At 65.3% G+C, this 17326-nt stretch carries 14 protein-coding genes and 1 pseudogene; 4 read left to right on the forward strand and 11 right to left on the reverse strand.

Annotated elements, in window-relative coordinates; all coding sequences use genetic code 11:
- Positions 1–866, reverse strand: a pseudogene (locus tag AB3X89_RS37190) (hypothetical protein); the annotation flags it as partial.
- Between AB3X89_RS37190 and AB3X89_RS37195 the strand changes: the two are divergent.
- Positions 850–1254, forward strand: a complete 405-nt coding sequence (locus tag AB3X89_RS37195) for a hypothetical protein (protein WP_368587664.1) — start codon at positions 850–852, stop codon at positions 1252–1254. The pseudogene AB3X89_RS37190 and the gene AB3X89_RS37195 sit on opposite strands and share 17 nt — an antisense overlap.
- A 102-nt stretch (positions 1255–1356) precedes the next feature.
- Here AB3X89_RS37195 and AB3X89_RS37200 read toward each other — a convergent pair whose 3' ends face one another.
- The 5 genes from AB3X89_RS37200 to AB3X89_RS37220 all read right to left on the reverse strand — a co-directional run bounded on the left by AB3X89_RS37200 (position 1357) and on the right by AB3X89_RS37220 (position 8958).
- Positions 1357–3600 (reverse strand): polysaccharide biosynthesis tyrosine autokinase, encoded by a 2244-nt coding sequence (locus AB3X89_RS37200; RefSeq protein WP_368587665.1) that lies wholly within the window; start codon positions 3598–3600, stop codon positions 1357–1359.
- 50 nt (positions 3601–3650) lie between these two features.
- Positions 3651–4793 (reverse strand): polysaccharide biosynthesis/export family protein, encoded by a 1143-nt coding sequence (locus tag AB3X89_RS37205; protein ID WP_368587666.1) that lies wholly within the window; start codon positions 4791–4793, stop codon positions 3651–3653.
- Between the two features lie 39 nt (positions 4794–4832).
- Positions 4833–6218, reverse strand: a complete 1386-nt coding sequence (locus tag AB3X89_RS37210) for an undecaprenyl-phosphate glucose phosphotransferase (protein ID WP_368587667.1) — start codon at positions 6216–6218, stop codon at positions 4833–4835.
- Positions 6219–6271: 53 nt separating this feature from the next.
- Complete coding sequence (locus tag AB3X89_RS37215; protein ID WP_368587668.1) at positions 6272–7873, reverse strand: sugar phosphate nucleotidyltransferase; 1602 nt, start codon at positions 7871–7873, stop codon at positions 6272–6274.
- Positions 7874–7962: 89 nt separating this feature from the next.
- Positions 7963–8958, reverse strand: a complete 996-nt coding sequence (locus AB3X89_RS37220; RefSeq protein WP_368587676.1) for a GlxA family transcriptional regulator — start codon at positions 8956–8958, stop codon at positions 7963–7965.
- An 879-nt stretch (positions 8959–9837) separates the two neighbouring features.
- Between AB3X89_RS37220 and AB3X89_RS37225 the strand changes: the two genes are divergently transcribed.
- Complete coding sequence (locus AB3X89_RS37225; RefSeq protein WP_176109418.1) at positions 9838–9987, forward strand: hypothetical protein; 150 nt, start codon at positions 9838–9840, stop codon at positions 9985–9987.
- Between the two features lie 17 nt (positions 9988–10004).
- Here the strand turns inward: AB3X89_RS37225 and AB3X89_RS37230 are convergent, their stop codons facing one another.
- The 5 genes from AB3X89_RS37230 to AB3X89_RS37250 all read right to left on the reverse strand — a co-directional run bounded on the left by AB3X89_RS37230 (position 10005) and on the right by AB3X89_RS37250 (position 15572).
- The gene (locus AB3X89_RS37230; protein ID WP_368587669.1) at positions 10005–11510 is read right to left on the reverse strand and encodes an MFS transporter; all 1506 of its coding nucleotides are present in this window, start codon (positions 11508–11510) and stop codon (positions 10005–10007) included.
- Between the two features lie 73 nt (positions 11511–11583).
- Positions 11584–12831: a CaiB/BaiF CoA transferase family protein gene (locus tag AB3X89_RS37235; RefSeq protein ID WP_368587670.1), complete on the reverse strand. Its 1248-nt coding sequence runs from the start codon at positions 12829–12831 to the stop codon at positions 11584–11586.
- Entirely contained in the window at positions 12828–13844 is a 1017-nt protein-coding gene (locus tag AB3X89_RS37240) for a hydroxymethylglutaryl-CoA lyase (RefSeq protein ID WP_368587671.1), read from the reverse strand. The genes AB3X89_RS37235 and AB3X89_RS37240 overlap by 4 nt, the downstream gene beginning before the upstream one ends.
- Before the next feature lie 276 nt (positions 13845–14120).
- Positions 14121–15014: a LysR family transcriptional regulator gene (locus AB3X89_RS37245; RefSeq protein ID WP_368587672.1), complete on the reverse strand. Its 894-nt coding sequence runs from the start codon at positions 15012–15014 to the stop codon at positions 14121–14123.
- Between the two features lie 195 nt (positions 15015–15209).
- Complete coding sequence (locus AB3X89_RS37250; RefSeq protein ID WP_368587673.1) at positions 15210–15572, reverse strand: lysozyme inhibitor LprI family protein; 363 nt, start codon at positions 15570–15572, stop codon at positions 15210–15212.
- A gap of 456 nt (positions 15573–16028) precedes the next feature.
- On the opposite strand from AB3X89_RS37250, the gene AB3X89_RS37255 reads away from it, so the two are divergent.
- Both AB3X89_RS37255 and AB3X89_RS37260 read left to right on the forward strand, forming a co-directional pair.
- A complete protein-coding gene (locus AB3X89_RS37255) occupies positions 16029–16676 on the forward strand; it encodes a LysE family translocator (protein ID WP_368587674.1) in 648 nt (215 codons plus the stop codon).
- A gap of 253 nt (positions 16677–16929) precedes the next feature.
- The coding region (locus AB3X89_RS37260) for a TSUP family transporter (protein WP_368587675.1) at positions 16930–17326 on the forward strand (397 nt) is incomplete at its 3' end.

The raw sequence follows: 17326 nt of genomic DNA on the forward strand, positions 1-17326 counted from the left end.
GCGCCACAGGTCGTGGCGACCGCGCCTGCCGTGGCGCCCTCGGCATCGTCCGTCGTTTCGAACGGGCCTACCGTAGTGCGCTCGTCAACGCCAGTCGTGGCGGCGGCGCCGAACGTGGCGCCATCCTCGTCGCCCATCGTTGCGACGGCGCCGACCGTCGCAGCAACCTCACCGCCCCTCACGGCGACCGCGCCAACCATGACGCGGTCGTCCCCGACCGTTGTGGCGACCACGCCGACCGCCGCGCCATCCTCACCGCCCGCCGTGACGACCGCGCCGACCCTAACGCGATCGACGCCGACCGTCGCGCCATCCCCACCGCCCGTCATGGCGACCGCGCCAACAGTGGCGCGCACGGCACCGACCGTCGTCGCGTCCCCGCTTACCGTGACGCGATCGGCGCCGCCCGTCGCGGCGTCCGCGCACACCGTAGCGCGATCGGCACCGCCCGTCGCGGCGTCCGCGCACACCGTAGCGCGATCGGCACCGCCCGTCGTCGCGTCCGTGCCTACCGTGACGCGTTCGTCACCGCCCGTCGTGGCGACCGCGCCGACCGTCGCGCCATCCTCACCACCCACCGTGACGCGCTCGTCACCGCCCGTCGAGGCGACCACGCCCACCGTAGCGCGCTCATCACCACCCGTAGTCGCGACCGCACCCGTCCCAGCGCGACCGTCAACGCCAGTCGTTGCGACCACGCCGCCCGTCGTGCCATCGTCTCCACTCGTCGTCACGACCGCACCCACCGCAGCACCAACGCCGAAATCGAGCGCGGCCGTCGCCGCGCCCACGCCGCGCGGTACGGCGGTCGCGTCGATCAACACCAACCCCAGCAGCAACACCGACACGATGGCCGCCCCGCTCACGCTAGCCGACAAACAGCGCGCCGATGCAGAGCGCAATCTGATCGCCGCGCGCGGCTACCTGCAACGAGGCAATCTGTCGGCGACCAAAGTGCGCATCGCGGCGGCCATCACCGCGCAGCCCAATAATCGCGACGCGCGCCGCATGCGCGCCCAGGTGAGCACGCTAGAGCAGCAGCGCGACGCGTTGCTGAGTCTCGCGCGCGGCTGCGGCAACGTCGGACATTGGGAGTGCGCGTCGCGCAACGCCAACGAAGCGTTGCGGATCGATTCGAGCAGCAGGGCCGCGCAGCGGCTCGCCGCGCTCGCGTCGAACGAGTCGGCGTGGCAGACCATGCAGCCGACGGCGGAAGAGTCGCGCGCATTGCGCGATCTGCTGCGCCACCACTGAGCGAAGGACTGCGAGGGATCCCGCGAGATGGCGGCACAAAGATGCCGCCAATCACGCCCGCCCGCCCGGCGCCCCGAGAGATGCGCCGCGCGGTCGGCCGTGTCAGCCGACGATGCTGTCGTAGCCGTAATAGCCGCCCTGATACCCCGAGCCGAGGAACGCGGCTTCCTGCGGCACGTCGGTGAGCAGCACGCCGCGCAAGCCGACGCCACCGTTACGCAGGCGTTTGGCGGTTTCGATGATCTCGTGCAGCGGCTGACGCCCATGCCGCACGACGAGCAGCGACGTCGCCGCGTATTTGCCGATCAGCGTCGAATCGGTCACGGCGAGCACCGGCGGCGTATCGATGATCACGACGTCGTATTGCGGCTTCAGCAGCTCGAGCATCGCCTCGAAGCGTCGGCTCATCAGCAGTTCGGCCGGGTGCGAGGGCAGCGTGCCTTTCGCGAGCACGTCGAGGCCGGGCAGCACGTCGCGCTGGATCATCGCGTTAAGATCGCCGCCGCACAGCACGTCGGACAGTCCCGGCCGATGGCTGACGCCGAAATGCGAATGCACGTCGCCGCGCCGCATGTCGCCGTCGATGATCAGCACGCGCTTGTTCGCCGACGCGACCAGCGTCGCCAGATTCACCGACAGGAACGACTTGCCCGCATCGGGCCGCGAGCCGGTGATCATCACGACGTTATTGGCCGCATGATCGAGCGACAACTGCAGCGACGTGCGCAGATTGCGCACGCCTTCCACCGCGAGGTCCTCGGGCGCCTGCTGCGCGAGCACATGCTGCCCGCGCTGGCGCAGCGACACCTTTTCCTGCAGGCGCAATTGCGTCCGGCTGCGCGGCACCACCGCGAATACCGGCACGCCGAGCATCCCCTCGAGTTCGTCCGGGCGCTCCACGCCGCCGCGCATCGCGCGCTTCAGGAACACCAGCAGCAAGCCGAGCACGAGGCCGCCGCCGAGCGACATCAAGATCACCAGCATGCGCTTCGGCCGCACCGGATCGTCGGGCGTTTCGGCGAAGTCCACCACGCGCACGCCGCCCACCTGCCCGGCCTGCGCCACCCGCAGCCGCTGCACGCTGTTGAGCAGGTTCGTGTACAGATCGGTGTTCACGTGCACGTCGCGCTGCAGACGCAGCGCGGTCTGCTCGGTGTCGGGCATCGTCGAAACGCTGCGGTTCATCGTGCTCTGTGCGCCCTGCAACGCGGCGATCTGCGCATCGAGCGCGGCGACCGTCGGATGGTTCGGCGTGAACTTCTGCAATAGCTCCGCGCGCTGCTGCTGCAAATCGAGCAGCTTCGTCTTGTTGTCGACGATCTGCTGCAGCAGCAGCTTGCTTTCCTCGCCGAGATCGACGGTGCCATGGGTATTGCGGAACTTGCCGTAGCGCTCTTCCGCATCGTCGAGCGCCTTGCGCGCGGCGGGCAGTTGCTGCTCGAGATACGCGAGCGTGTGATCGGACTCGCTCGAACGGCTCGCCAGATCCTGACGCACGAACTGGCGCGCCACGTTGTTGACGATCGCCGCGGTCAGCGCCGGATCGGCGCCTTCGAGGCTCACGCGGATCACGCCGGAGTCCTCGGCCGTCTCCTGCACGACCATCGTCTTCGCCAGACGCTCCACCGTGCCGAGCGTCGAAGCGCGCGTCAGTTCGAAACGCGAGCCCGGTGCGCCGACCAGTGTGTCGACGTGCAGCGTGATCGGCCCGACCGCGGTGTCGGTCCGCACGGTCTCGCCGACGCGCCCCGACAGAATCGCGCTGCCGTGAGGATCGCGCAGCATGAAGGTGTTGCCGGCGCCCGCAATCAGCGTGAAGGTCTCGCCATACAGGTCCTTCGACACGTCGAAGCGCGACACCGCGATGCTCTCGTTGCCCCACGCGAAGCCGCGCAGGTTGATGAACGACGGCAGCCGGAACCACCAGTGCCCGTTCACGAGTCCCGCGATCTTGCTGCCGATCACCGGCAGATAACGCGGCTTCGCCGTGATGTCGAGGTGCAGCGCGCGGACCGCTTCCTCAGTGACGAGACGCGACTTCAAAAGCTCGATCTGCGCCGCGGTCGACGGCTTCGAATCGTACGCGCCGGGAAGCGGCGATGCCGCATCCCGGCCGTTCGCATTGACGTTCGCCGCGTTCGCCGTCCTGTCCTGAACGTGAAACAGCACGTCCGAACGATAGACCGGCGGCGTGAGGAACGCGTACGCGCTACCGAGCGCGAGCGCGATCAGCGTCACGATGAGGATCGTGCGCCAACCGCGCACGACCGTGCGCACGTAGTCCGACAGATGCAACTGCCCCGGTTCATACACGCCGGCGTAGCGATTTTCGTAATTGATTGCCATGTTTTTCACCCAACAAGGCCTGCCGGTTCAGATATCGCGTCACACCTGCGTCACTTCGACACGACGACTCCCGTCACCGCCGCGTTGATCGCCGGCAACAGCAGGTTCAGCACGCGGTTGAAGCGAACGAGACCGCCCTGGCCGACGTACACGATGTCCTTCGGCTGCAGCTCGAACTGGTTCGCGAGCAGCATCGCCACCGGCGAGGTCGCATCGAGGTGATAGATCTGCGGCGACTCGCTGGTCGAATTGCGGATCACGAACAGTTGCTGCCCCGAGGCCGTGTTCGAGTCGAAGCTGCCGCCGTCGGAGATCGCCTGCGACAGCGTCAGCGAACCGTTGCGCAGCGGCAGCACCGTGGCCGGCTTGTTGACTTCGCCCATCACGTAGACGCCGCTGTCTTCGCGCGCGTTCACGCGCACGGTATCGCCCGGCTGCAGATAGATTTCCGACGGATTGCGGCCGCGTTTGACGAGGTCGTCGATGTTCAGCCTATAGGTCGTGCCGTTGCGGATCAGATCGACGCGGCTGCGATCCGCGGTCGTGGTGAAGCCGCCGCCCAGGCCGATCGCGTTCGTCAGCGACATCGGGACGTCGTTGATCGATTGCGTGCCCGGCGTGCGCACTTCGCCATCGACATAGACCGTCGCGTTACGGAACGACGCGACGCGCACCGTTATCTCAGGCTTCTGGTACACCTTGCTCAAACGCTGATTCAATTCGCGCTGGATCTGCGAGACGGTCTTGCCCACGACGTGCAGTGTGCCCGCATACGGAAACTGGATGTCGCCGGTTTCATCGATCAGGAAGCCCGGCATCGCATCGCTAGGGCGCGAATTGCTCGGCGGCTGGCCCAGAGCGGCCGCGAGTTCCGGGTGATCCCACACGACGATCTGCAGCACGTCGCCAGGGCCCAGCTTGTAAGGCGCCGGCTTGCCGAACAGCCCCGCCGTCTCCGGCGGAAGTTGGGAAGCCTTCTGATCGGCACCAATCTTCCTCAGCAGTTCCAGATTGATATCGGTGATCGGAATCTGCTTCTGCTGCGAAGCTTCGGTACTGAATTCGCCACCCGTGTCCTGAATCCCGGCCGGCGTGATCATCCGTTGTCCCGGCACGATTTGGCATCCGGAAAGCAATACTGCCGCACTAGCGAAAACCACAAGACTTCCTGTGCGAAAACCAAGTGAGCTCATGATCTTTACTCCTTCGCCCCGAGGCGTTGTTATGACTTTCTAATAAGCGTTTCGATGCACCAGTCCGGCGACAATCGTCGCGCCGATGATCCGCATATCGAGTGCGAACGACCAGTGACCCAGGTAGTACAGGTCATGTTCGACGCGACGCTCCATCTTCTCGATGCGGTCGGTTTCGCCACGGAAGCCGTTGATCTGCGCCCAGCCCGTGATTCCCGGTTTGATCCGGTAGCGATTGATATAGCCCGCGACCACCTTCTGATAGAGGTCGTCGTGCTCGAGTGCATGGGGACGCGGTCCTACGACCGACATGTCGCCACGCAACACGTTGAAAAATTGCGGCAGCTCGTCGAGGCTCGTGCGGCGCAAAAACGCGCCCACTTTCGTCACGCGCTTGTCGTTGCGCGTCGCCTGGCTCAAGGTGCCCTTCGCTTCGGTATGCACGCGCATCGAGCGGAACTTGTAGATCGTAAACACGCGGCCGTCCGCGCCCTTGCGCTTCTGTTTGAACAGCACCGGTCCGCGCGACGAGAGCTTCACCGCGATCGCGATGCAAACGAGCAGCGGCGCGAGGGCCACGATCGCGGTCGCCGCGAACAGCCGGTCGAAAATTTCCTTCTTCAGCATCGCGTTGGCCGACAGCGGCGAGGCGACCAGATTGATCGCCGGCACGCCGAGCAGATCGACCACGCCGCTGCCTTCGAACAGCGAATGGCTGCGCACGTCCGGCATGAAGCGGATATTCACGAGGTCGTCGCGGAACTCGTCGATCAGCGCGCAGATCAGCGGCTCTTCGGACAGCGACAGCATCAGCCATAGCTCGTGCACATCGTTAGTGCGAATGTAGTTGGCCAATAGATCGACGCGATCGAACACCGGCACACGCGGATTCGTCACGCCGGAGTCGTCCGGGCGCGTGTTGTAGACGGCGGTCGCGCGAAAGCCCGCGCTCGGCGCCGACTCGATGCGGCGCAGGATCGCATCGCACTGCGAGCCGCTGCCGACGATCGCGACCTGATGCAGGTTCATTCCCGCGCCGCGCGCCCGCGCGAGCACCGCGTGCGCAATTACCCGATTCGCGATCAGCAGGCCGCCCGTCGTCGCGGTCCAGTACGAGAACCACAGCCGCGACACGATATCGATGCGATGCAGCGAGTACATCAGCACGAGCGCGCAGGCCTGCACGATCAGCCACGCGAGCGACACCTGCCCGGCGAGCCCGAGCTTCGAGCGGCCGCGCCATGATTCGTACACCCCGAACGCGGGGAAGATCGCGAGCGCGAACGCAGCCGAAAACATCACCAGCGCCCAGTAGAAACCCGACTGGCCGAGATAGTCGAAGCGGATCCGCGACGCCACGGTCGCACCCGCCAATACCAAAGCGACATCGAAAATCCGCGCGAGCAGATCCTGAAACTTGCGCATTTTCCTTACCTCGTTCTGCCTTCCTGTACGCAAAAAGGGTGTACATGGGCTGCCTACGGGCAGCGGCCGTAGTTGTCGTCAAACCTCACGATGTCGTCTTCGCCGAGATAGGTACCCGACTGAATTTCGATGATTTCGAGCGGCACCCTGCCCGGGTTTTCCAGCCGGTGACGCGTGCCGAGCGGAATGTAGGTCGATTCGTTTTCGCTGAGCAGGAACTGCTCTTCGCCGCGCGTGACGAGCGCAGTGCCGCGCACGACCACCCAATGCTCGGCGCGGTGATGATGCAGTTGCAATGACAGCTTCGCGCCGGGCGTCACGACGATGCGCTTGACCTGGAAGCGCTCGCCGCGATCGATCGAGTCGTAAAAGCCCCACGGGCGCCGCACCTTGCGGTGCGCGTCGGCCTCCGGCGCGTGCTGCGCCTTGATGCGCGACACGAGCCCCTTGACGTCCTGCACATGCGAGCGATCCACCACGAGCACCGCGTCGGCGGTCTCGACCACGACGACGTTGGCCGTGCCGACGCACGCGACGAGCCGCCCTTCCGAATGCGCATAGCAGGACACCGCGCCTTCGAACGTCACGCGGCCGCGCCCGGCATTGCCGTTCGGGTCCTTTTCCATCGCGGCCCATACCGCGTCCCACGAACCGAGGTCGGACCAGCCGGCTTCGAGCGGGATCACGACGCCGGGCGGCATGTCTGCGGCCGGGCTTCGCGCTTGCGTCTCGCTCTGCGCCGCGCCTTGCGTTTCAGCGTTGCTCGCGCTGTCGCCTTCTGCCGGCGGCGGTTCGGTCAGGCGCTCCATCACCGCGTAGTCGATCGAATCGGCGGGCACGTCGAGGAACGCGTCGTGCGACGGCCGGAACACGTCGCCGTCCTGCTTGCCGCTCGCGAACGCGCTCGTGCACGGCGCATGCATGTCGGGCCGCAGCGACGCGAGCGTGTCGAGCCACACGCGCGCGCGCACGATGAAGATGCCGCTATTCCACCAGTACGTGCCTGCCGTCAGGTATTGCCGCGCGATTTCCTCGGCGGGCTTCTCGACGAAGCCGTCGATCGCGTGGCCGCCAGCGGCCAAAGCCGCGCCGATGCGGATATAGCCGAAGCCGGTGTCGGGACGCGTCGGCGGCACGCCGAGCGTCGCGATCGCGCCCTCGCTCGCGTGGTGCGCCGCGCACGCCAGTGCGCGCTGCAGCGCGGGCACGTCGGCAATCGCGTGATCGGCCGGCATCACGATCAGGATCGCGTCGTCGCCGGCGGCGCACGCGAGCGAGGCCGCGAGTGTCAGCGCTGGCGCCGTGTCACGGCGCGCAGGCTCGACGATCAGACGCGCGTCGACGCCGTTTTCATGCAACTGTTCGGCGATCACGAAGCGATGCTCCTCGCCGCACACGACGATCGGCGATGCGTCGACGCTCCAGCCCGCCGGGAAGCCCTCGAGCCGCCGCGCGGTCGCCTGCAGCAGCGAGTCGGAGCCGACCACGTCGATCAGCTGCTTCGGAAAGTTTTCGCGCGACACCGGCCAAAGCCGCGTGCCCGAGCCGCCCGCGAGAATGACCGGGACGATGTGCGCGCAGCGCGCGCCAGCAACCCCGGCGCTTGCGCCGTTCGGCTCGACGGATCGGGCGCTCACACCTGCCTGCGTCAACATGTCTGGAATCCTCATCGGTCTGCAAGGTACAACGAACAACGGACCGGCCCCGCCTGCACTGCGCGGTGACCGGGCTGGCTCCGTCGGCGCTACTCGCCCGCCATGCGGCGGCTTTGAATCCTGAACTCGGTCGGCGAAATCCTCATCCGCTTGCGAAACACTTTCGCGAGCCGGTCGCCGTTGCCCATCCCGGTGCGACGGGCGATCTTGTCGACCGGCAGTTCCGATTCGGTCAATAGGCTGCACGTCACCGCGAGGCGCTCGTGCAACAGGAAACTCGACGGCGTGATACCCATTTCCATCTTGAAGCGACGCAGGAAGTTGCGCTCGCTCATCGCCGCGAACTGCGCGGCATCCGCAATCGAAATCGCCTGCTGGCAGTTTTCCTGCAGCCAGCGCGCCGCAGCGCGAACCTTGTCGCCGGGACTCATGCCGCCGTCCTCGCCGAGCAGCGGCGCGAGGTTCGTGCACGAGTCCGACAGCAGCCGTTCGGCAGCCGAGCGCGCGGTCGCGTTGCCCAGATCGCGCTTAATCATCGCGAGCGCACTGCGCATCGATTCCAGCCGGTCGCTCAGTTCGACGGCGCCCTGCTCTGCGGGGCCCGCACCATTCCTCGCCACAGTTGGCTGGCGCAGGTCGCTGCCATCCTTGTCCTCGGGCAGCGCCGCCGCGTCGAGCACCGCGCGCCCTTCGGCGATCGAGCGGATCATCGAGGTGTTGCGGCGCACCCGGCGCAGCCATCCGAGCAGCCGCTCATCGCGCGCCGCCGACGCCGCGCCCTTGCCGCCCGCCACATAGAGCGCATCGAAGCCGACGTAATGGCGCGCGTCGAGTCCGTCGGTCCATACGCGCAACCCCGACGACGAACTCACCATGCCGCCGTCGGCGGATAAAAACGAAACGTCGTACAGCCACGCGCCCGAACCGGAAGTTGAGAGCTCGTTGGCAGCCTGGAACACCTCGGCGATAACTCCCGCTCCTTGCAGCGAGCAGTCGTTGAACAACAGAATCGCGACACGACGCACGCCCTTGTTCGGCGCATGCACCCAGCGCAGCATTGCAGACTCGAGACTCGCGCAGGTCATAGTCATCCTCTCGACAGAAAACGATCAACTACACCTTTTACGATCACGCACAATGCGAACTCCGCGCAGTGCATCATAGCGACGACCTCCGGCGCTCTGCCGCCATGTCCGAAAGTGCAGACATATTGGCACTATGACTACGTGATCGGCCAGTGCAATTCGGCTCAATACCGAAACGACCGTCTTTTCAATGGATTAATCGTCTATCCGCATATGGTTGAATATGCACTCGTGAATCTTAATGCAATTTAAAAAATGAATGCGTACGCCAGCGCACACTGCGAGGCTACTCGAAAAACGGCGTGTCTTCGCTTAATCCACCTGGCAGAGCGTATTTTAAAAGCGATTTTTTGCCGGAAATCGCCGGCGATGAGTGGAACAAACTCCACCCTCTCATGTGAGCCCGGCTTCTCGGCAAGCTCCCGTAACCCATCGACGCAAGCACGGCGCGACCGCCCATTCCACCGTTCAATACAAGCACTCAACGCGCCAGAAAAAATTATTTAAATCATTTTTATTGACGGACGGAATATAAAGACGGCGATTAACGTTTCAGACCTGAAACATGGATATCGGACAACTTTAGCGCCACCGCAATAGGCGGGCCAATGGCGGAATACATCGGGTGCGGCCGGGTGCATTTCCGCCAACCGCTTGCGGAAATGCACTATGAGGTTCTTCGCAAGGATGGTCGCGGACAGCGAACGAAGTCCGCTTTCCCATTACGCAACGACGGTGACACCATCGAGAACGCGCCGCGTCATGGCACGTCGCGACGATAGTTCGGCGTCGCCTGACAGGCTTACGGCGGGCAAGCGCACATAGATGTGATGTTGAACGGGTTACGATGCCCCCGACCAACGCGCTGGAACCGCACACATGAACGGCATTTCATGGATCACGCTGATACTTGCCACGATGATCGGCGGGTTCCTGTTCGCGATGATCGGCGTCGTGCTGCTTGCGCTGCTCCTCGGCAACGTGTCGGACCGGCTGTCGAGCAACGACGAGACTCGCCAGGACTCCTAAGGCCTGTCAGACCCGGGCTACTTCGAAATATCCTCGAGCGCGACATCGCGGGTCTTCGGCCCCAGCGTACCGATCGCGACCATGACGACCGCCATCGCCGCCGAGATGAACACGAACACACCGTTCACGCCGAAGCGGCCGAGGCAGGCGGCGATCACGAACGCCGAGAACATCGCCGAAATCCGGCTCCACGAATAAACGAAGCCCACCGCGCGCGCCCGGATGCCGGTCGGAAACAGCTCGGCCTGGTACGCGTGATAGCTGTACGAAATGATGTTGCCCGCGAGCACGAGGCACACGCCGAGACTCACGAGCAGCACCGTCTCGCGCGCCTGGCTGAACGCGAGTCCGCACACGACGTTGACCGCCGCCATCCAGATGATGACGCTCTTGCGCTCGAAGCGATCGGCGATCAGCAATCCCAGCAACGGCCCGAGCGGCGCCGCAATCGCGATGATGCTCGCGTACATCAGACTCGTCGTCACCGTAATGCCTTGCTTGATCAGCAGCGTCGGAATCCAGTTCGCGAAGCCGTAGTAGCCCATCGTCTGGAACACGTGAAAGAGGATCAGCATCAGCGTGCGCTTGCGATACGGCGGCACCAGCAGATCGCGAAACGCCGCCCGCGCGCGCACCGGTTCGGGCAGCGCGGGCTCGGGCAACGGCAGGCCGCATTGGCGCTGATACTCGCGCGCGACGCGTGCTTCGAGACGCGTCATCACCGCGTCGGCTTCTGCGAGGCGGCCCTTTTGCGCGAGCCAGCGCGGGCTCTCCGGCAAACCCCTGCGAATCCACCACACGACGATCGCGCCAATCGCGCCGATCAGCACGACCACACGCCAGCCATCGAGACCGAACACGCGTTGCGGCACCAGCAGATATGACAGGAACGCGACGATCGGCACCGCGCAGAAGCCGACCGCCTGCGAACACGCCGAAGCGCGCCCGCGAATGTGCTTCGGCACGAGTTCGGAGATATACGCGCCGATCGTGACGATCTCGACACCGATGCCGATCCCCGCGATGAAGCGCCAGCAGTTCAAGCCGAGCGCCGTGTGCTGGAACGCCATCACGACGTTGGCCGCCGTATACCACAGCAGCGACCACGTGAAGATCGCACGGCGGCCGAAGCGGTCGGCGAGAAAGCCGCACGCCGCCGTGCCGATGAACAGGCCCGCGAACAGCGCGGCGATGAAACTCGCGACGCCGCTCGTGCCGAACAAGCCGCGCGTCGTGGCGGTGAGCAGTCCGCTGTGCACGAGGCCCGGCGCGATGTAGCCGGAGTACATCAGGTCGTAGAGTTCGAAGAACATGCCGAAGCTCAGCAGCATCACGAGCTGCCAGATCGTGCGGGTCGCGGGTAGCCGGTCGAGCCGCGCTGAAATCCGCGCGCCATCGAGCGCGATCGCGCCGGCGCGGTCCGGCGCTGACGCATCGGCGCCCGCGTCCGTGGGTGAGCCATCGAGCGCGCCGGCCGCCTCGCCGAGCGCAGTGGCGTACATCGCCTGATTCGACGATTTCATCGTCCGTCTCCAGAGTTTTTGGTTTATTGCCTGTTGCAACGGGTGCGGCGCGGCACGATGTTCATGCAACCGCTCATGCAGCCGCGCCCGGCGCCCGCGATTGCTCGGCACCGCTCAGTTCCGCGATCCGCGCGTCGTCGAAGCCGAGTTCGCGCAGCACGTCGACGGTGTGCTCGCCGATCTTCGCGATCGGCTGGCGCGGCCCGAGACGCGCACCGTCGAGCGAAATCGGCAGTAATGGCATCGCGGTTTCGCTGCCGTCGTCGAGCGTCAGCGGCACGAGGCCGCCGCTCGCATTCAGGTGCGGATCGTCGAACAGTTCTTCGGGCTTCGTGATCGACGCGAACGGAATGTGATTGCGCTCGAACAGCGGCACAAGCGTCGCGCCGTCGAAACGGCTCAGGCTTTCGCCGAGCGTCTGCAGTAGCCAGCCGCGCGCGAGCACGCGGTCGTTGTTGGTCGCGAGGCGCGCATCGGCGAGCAGATCGTCGCGCTCGAGAATCGCGCACAGCGCGCGCCACTGCGCGTCGCCGGTCGCGGCGATGAACATCTGCTCGCCATGCGCGAGCGTGAACACGTCGTAGACGGCCCAGGCGCTGATGCGCTCGGGCATCGGCGCGGCGGCCACGCCGGTCGCCGCGAACTGCTGCATGTGCTGCGCACTCAGCAGCACGCAATTCTCGAACAGCGCGCTCTGCACCTCCTTGCCGCGGCCGCTCGCGTGCCGCTCGTGCAGCGCGGCCAGCACGCCGATCGCGCCGAACATGCCGCCCATGATGTCGTTGACCGAGCTGCCCGCGCGCAGCGGACGGCCCACCGGCCCGGTCATGTACGCGAGACCCGCCATCATCTGCACGACTTCGTCGAGCGCCAGACGATGTTCGTACGGACCATTGAGAAAGCCCTTATGCGACACGTAGATCAGCTTCGGATTGCGCTCGCGCAGCGTCGCGTAATCGAGGCCGAGACTCGCCATGCGGCCGGGTTTGAAGTTTTCGACGAAGACGTCGGCGCTATCGACGAGTTGCTTCAGCGCGGCGAGACCGGCTTCGCTGTCGAGATCGAGCGCGACGCTTTTCTTGTTGCGATTGAAGGTGCGGAAAAAGCCCGCGCCGGTGCCGAGCAGCCGGCGTGTGCTGTCGCCGCGCGGCGGCTCGACCTTGATCACTTCGGCGCCGAGGTCGCCGAGAATCATGCCGCAGGTCGGGCCCATCACCATATGCGACAACTCGATCACGCGGATGCCCGCGAGCGGCAACGTGCCCGGCTGCGGCGAAGACGTCGAAGACGAAGCGGAGGTAGCGGAGGAAAGCGGAGTCATTGCGGCACCTGCGGAATGGAACAATGGGAATCACGTACAGATTCGGAGGACCCGGCGGATTCGCGCGCGGCCGGTTGCGCGTGCGCGAACTGCTTCGGCAATCCCGCTCGCGCGAGATAGCCATACAGCGGTTCGCCCGGCAGCGCCTGGGCGAGCACCGCGCGCGAGGCGAGCAGCCGCGCGATGTCGATACCAGTGTCGTAACCCATGCTGTCGAGCATGAACACGAGGTCTTCGGCATTGACGTTGCCGGTCGCACCCGGCGCATGCGGACAGCCGCCGAGACCGGCCAGCGACGCATCGAACTCGCGAATCCCGTGCTGCAGCGCGACCAGCGTGTTGGCGAGACCGAGGCCGCGCGTGTCGTGGAAATGCAGCGAACGCAGTTTGTTGCCCGCGACGTCGCGCACTAGCTCGATCACCTCGCCGACCTGGCGCGGCGTCGCCTCGCCGGTCGTGTCACCGAGCGCGATCACGTCGGCGCCGGACTGCATCGCGGCGCGCGCGATCGCGGCGATATCCGCGTACGGCACGGCGCCTTGCAGCGTGCAGCCGAACACCGTCGACAAACCGGCGATCAACTCGACGCGGCGAGCACCAGCCGAAGACGCGCGATCGATCAGCTCACGCATCGCGGAGAACGCATCGATCATCTCGGCGGGCGTCTTGCGCACGTTCGCGACGCTATGCGCGACGCTCACCGAAATCGGCACGACGATGCGCTGTACGCCGGCATCGAGCGCGTGCAGCGCGCCCTTCAGGTTCGGCACGAGCGCCGTGACGCTCAGATCGTCATAGCTACGGGCGTGCGCGACGACGGCGGCGGCGTCGGCCATTTGCGGCAGCAGCCTCGCCGGCACGAACGACGCGACTTCCATATGGCGCACGCCGGCCGTATACGCGGCGTCGATCCAGCGGCGCTTGTCGTCGGTGGACATGATGCGGGCAATGCTTTGCAGACCGTCGCGCAGACCGACTTCGGTCACGACGACACGCTCGCGGGCGTCATTCATCGGTTTGAATCCTGGATGTGGACGCGGGTTTCGGAGACCCGCTGGGTACAAGTGATGCGCTAACTGGATCACAGCGTGCCCGCGTGCCGGCGCGCGGCAAAGTCTGCATTGACGACGCCCGACATCGCCGCTCGCGATGGCCGCCCAGGCCGAGGCGGCGGGCTTTCGCGCCCGCCTGGGTGAAATGCTTAGGGGTTTGTCTGGAGAGGTGAGGAAGGGCGTCGCCCGGGAGGTATCAGGGACTGTCGGTGCGAGTGACCGGGTGCGCTGTCCGTCTTACCTGGCGCCCAGTAAATGCTCGAGCAAACGCGCGGCCGCCAGCGTCAACGCCGCGCGATCGCGCATGCAAATAACAAAACGCCGCTCGGCCCACGCCTCGCGCAAGGGCACGGCGACGATGCCGTACTCGTCGGCCGCATGGCGCGGCAGAGCCTCGCGCGGCAGGATCGCGACCGCGAGTCCCGCCTGGATGAAGCGGTAGGCGGCATCGAACGTCGATACATAGGTGCGGTAATTCAACTCGCTGCCCTTCTCCAGCGCGATGCGCTGCATCAGCGCATTGACCGACGCATTCGAGGCGAGCCCCAGATGATCGAATCCGAGCGTCTGCTCAAAGCCGACCTGCGTCTCACCCGCGAGCGGATGCGCGCGCGGCACGATCAGCGCCAGATGGTCGGCGCGATACGGCAGCGTGTCGAGACTGCCGAGCGGCACCGTGTCGCGACAGATGCCCAGATCGGCGACGCCCTCTTCGAGCCCGCGCACGATGTCCGCGCTGACGCGCTCCTCGACATCGACCCGGATCGCCGGATTCGCCTGCAAAAACGCGGACAACGCCTCGGGCAGAAACTCCACCATCGACGATACGTTCGCCAGCACCCGCACATGGCCACGCGCGCCGGCCGCATATTCGCTGAGTTCGGCCTGCAGGCGTTCGTGGCCGCGCATGATGAGCCGCGCGTGGCGCAACAGCGCTTCGCCGGCGGCGGTCGGGCGCACGCCGCGCTGGCTGCGCGACAGCAGTGCAACGTCGACGAGCGCTTCGAGATCGGCGAGCCGCTTGCTGACCGCCGACGGCGCGATGAACTCGCGCTCCGCCGCGCGCGCGATCGTGCCTTCCTCGCACACGGCGATGAACAAGCGCAGCGTGACCTGATCGATTTGCCACATCGGCGGAGCGGATTCGGGAGTTGGGAGTGGGGGAATTATGGTTCATCGCGGAAGGCCGTGGAGGGCTTCTGTCACTTGCGGTGCGGCTATAACCACGGCTTGCCGGGCAGAAACAAGCAGTTGAACAAGCAATTGACGCTCGAATGGAAAGCCTCGCAAGGCGAGGCGACTCTTTTGAGGCGCGGTTGCCTTTCCTTAGTCTTCAGTGCTCTGAAGATCACTTATCAGCTCTTTCGCTATGCGCGCCATGCAATCCCAAAACGTCACATAACGCATCGATGCTTCGCCTAATGAATAGGTCTCAGCGTAACACTGATTGTCGCGATATTCGACCCATGCCCTTTGTCCATTCTCAAAGTAAGGCAATGCGACAGGATTGTTATCGGCCTCCAAATCAACATCGCCTTTGCTCAACTCAGCTTCCAACGATTTGATTGTGGAATTCAATTTTGCGTAAATTTGCTCGAAATTCCTTTGGCTGCAAACAGCGATATCGGCAGTTGATGCGTGCTCACCAGTCCTGCAGAGGCGGTCGATCTCGTCGTTACTGCTGCTCAAAGCGCATCAGGCATTACACCACCTCTCTATGACCATATAACCTCTTTTGATTTCCCGAAAAATACCTGGCGAATTAACCATGCAAACAGAGGCGCGGTCACCCCCTATAATTTGAGACAAAACTTTCTTGACAGACATTAACGATTGCTCTGGCCATCTCATTTTTTGACGATTTTTTACGATATAACGACAAATCAAAAAAGGCGGCATTGAGCTGCAATACCGTTCAGTTGAACAACTCAGCGGCATTGTTGTTTTTCTCTGGCTAAAACCGTTGTAACCGACGCGGCGATATTAGCTTTATCGCCATGCTGGACGATCCGCTGAAGCGAGTCATTGCGCGGTGAGTCTTACCCTCCACCCTTGCCCGCGATTTCCGGTCTGGCTATGCTGGCGAGTGCGCCCGCAGCCCGCAGGCGACAGCTCCGACCAGAACAACCGCTCGAGAACCTGCTCATGTCCACCACCAGTTTGTTTTCCACCGCTGCAGGCGTCGGGCTGGCGATCGCCGCGCCGGTCGGCCCGATGGGCATGCTGTGCATTCGTCGCACGCTGACCGGCGGCCCGCGCGCGGGACTCGCGATCGGCTTCGGCATCGCGAGCGGCGACGCGGCCTACGGGCTGATCGCCGCGCTCGGCCTCGTCGGCATTTCGCAGTTCATGCTCGCGTACGACCGTCCGCTGCATCTGCTCGCCGGCCTGTTCCTGCTGTATCTCGGCGTGCGCGCACTGCTGCAGAAACCGCCCGCCGAAAGCGCCGACGGCAACGGCAACAGCAATGGCAAGCTCGCGCAGATCGGCCGCGCCGGCGCACTGCGTGCGTACGCGAGCGCGCTGCTGCTGACGCTGACCAATCCGCAGACCATCATCATGTTCGCGGCGCTGTTCACGACGCTCGCACCGCGCGGCGCGTTCTCGCCAGCCATCGCGCTGACGACGGTCGGCGGCGTGTTCGCCGGTTCGATCGCGTGGTGGTGCTGTCTGGTGACGATCGTGTCGCTCGCGCGTCATGCGATCGGCAGCAGGCTGCGCCACGCGATCGATCGCGTGGTCGGCCTCATGCTCGCGGCGTTCGGCGTCGTCGAAATCCGCCGCGCGCTCTGAGCGGCGCCTCGCACCCGATGCGGCGCACCCGCGCCGTAGCCACCGAACGCGGCCCGTTACCGGCCGCGACGCGGTCTCCTGAGTAAGTGCCGCACGCGGGCGCGGCAGTTTTGCGACAATAGCGCCTTTCGCCGCTCAGGCGTCGGCCGACGCGGCCGTGCAGCGCACCGCACACCGCCGCCGCCAGCCGCCCGGCGCGTCCGCCGGCCTTGCCGCCCAACCCTTCACCCGCGCTGCGTCAGCTGTCCGCTTAATGGCACTTCCCCACATCGATCTGCTGTACTCCGTCTCCGGCCTGTTCGTCGGCTTTCTGGTCGGGCTGACGGGCGTCGGCGGCGGCTCGCTGATGACGCCGATCCTCGTCCTGCTATTCAACGTGCACCCTGCCACCGCGGTCGGCACCGACCTGTTGTACGCGGCCGCCACCAAGGCGACCGGCACGCTGGTGCACGGCCTGAAGGGCTCGGTCGACTGGCTGGTCACGCTGCGCCTCGCGGCCGGCAGCGTGCCCGCGGCCACCATCACGCTGATCCTGCTGCATCGCTACGGAATGGACACGCCGCGCGCGGGCCGGCTGATCCAGGTCGTGCTCGGCGCGGCGCTACTGGTTACCGCGATCGCGCTGGTGTTCCGTCCGCAGCTTGCGGCGC

It is taken from the genome of Paraburkholderia sp. BR14320, from assembly GCF_040948665.1.
In the GTDB taxonomy this organism is placed as follows: domain Bacteria; phylum Pseudomonadota; class Gammaproteobacteria; order Burkholderiales; family Burkholderiaceae; genus Paraburkholderia; species Paraburkholderia youngii.